Here is a 1,588-nt window from a genome sequence, read left to right on the forward strand (position 1 = left end):
GAAGGGTCCTGGGAGAGTAGGACGTTGCCAAGCACATGAACCACTGCTGATCCTCAGCAGTGGTTTTTTGTATTTGCTCTCAAATACACGAATACATCCGAATGAACGTGCCCGGCGTGCAATCGAGACTTGAATGCAAGTTTGGACATCCTCGCTATAGGAAGCCGTTGATAGCGAATGTGTTGGTTATTATGGTATCAACTGAAGCAAGCGAAGCTGATACATATGCGGTCAGTGGAAGGATAAGATCTATTTTGAGGTTTGTCTGAAGCAGGAAGGAATTTAACATATGTTGCGAAGTTCTGGGATCTGATACTGTTTTTCTTTGTTATAATAGTTCAAGACGGAAAGGAGCAAGCTATGAAAGTATTGATATTAGCGGAGAAGCCGTCAGTAGCGCGCGAGATTGCGCGGGTGATGGGCTGTCGCGAGAAGCAGAAGAGCTATATGGAAGGACCGGAGTATATTGTGACCTGGGCGCTCGGCCATCTGGTGGGTCTGGCAGAGCCCGAGGATTATGATCATAAATTTGCGACATGGGCGCTGGAGGATCTGCCGATTTTGCCGGACCGGATGAAGCTGAAGGTGCTGAGGGAGACGGGCGGACAGTTCAAGGCGGTTCAGCATTTGATGAAGCGCCAGGATGTCGGCGAGCTTATTATCGCGACCGACGCGGCGCGGGAAGGAGAACTGCTGGCGCGGTGGATCATGACCATGGCTCAGTGGAAAAAGCCGTTCCGGCGACTTTGGATCTCCTCCCAGACGGATAAAGCGATTAAGGAAGGCTTTGCGTCGCTTAAGCCGGGCCGGGAGTTCGACCGGCTGTACGAGTCGGCGCGCTGCCGCGCTGAGGCCGACTGGATGGTCGGCCTGAATGTAACGCGGGCGCTGACCACCAAGTTCGGCGCACCGCTCTCGGCAGGCCGCGTACAGACGCCGACGCTCGGCATGATCATGGACCGGGAACGGGAAATTATGAATTTCCGGTCGCAGGAATTTGATACGCTGACGGCGGACTTCGGAAATTTCCAGGCGCAGTGGAGAGCGAGCGGCGGAGACGGCCGGATTTTTGATAAGGAAAAGAGCGCCGCGCTCGCAAAACGGCTCGAAGGACGGAGCGGTACGCTGGTCAAGGTCCAAAAGAGCGAGAAGAGCGAGCCGCATCCGCTCGCTTATGATTTGACGGAGCTGCAGCGGGATGCGAACCGCAAATTCGGGTTTTCGGCGAAGCAGACGTCGAGCGTGCTTCAGCGGCTGTATGAGCAGCATAAGCTGGTCACGTATCCTCGTACGGATAGCCGGTATCTGACGGCGGATATGACCGGGACGCTGAAGGAGCGTCTGGACAGCGTGGCGGTGGGCCCTTACGCACCCTTGGCACGGCCGATGCTGCGTAAGCCGCTGAACATTACGAAGCGGATTGTCGACGATAGCAAGGTAAGCGATCATCATGCGATTATCCCAACGGAGCAGACAGTGCTGTTGAATCAGCTCAGCGCGGAGGAGCGGAAGTTGTATGATCTGATCGTACGCCGGTTCATCAGCCTGTTCTATCCCCCTGCCCGTTACGATACGGTAGCCGTGACGG

The 1,588-nt window shown here is 55.3% G+C and carries 1 protein-coding gene; it reads left to right on the forward strand.

Translation table 11 applies throughout. The features are described from left to right. Positions 1 to 360: 360 nt before the first annotated feature. Positions 361 to 1,588 (forward strand): DNA topoisomerase (locus tag L691_RS0122105; protein ID WP_025692485.1); only part of this gene is annotated, 1,228 nt, incomplete at its 3' end.

The organism is Paenibacillus zanthoxyli JH29, assembly GCF_000520715.1.
GTDB classification, from domain to species: Bacteria; Bacillota; Bacilli; order Paenibacillales; family Paenibacillaceae; genus Paenibacillus_AQ; species Paenibacillus_AQ zanthoxyli.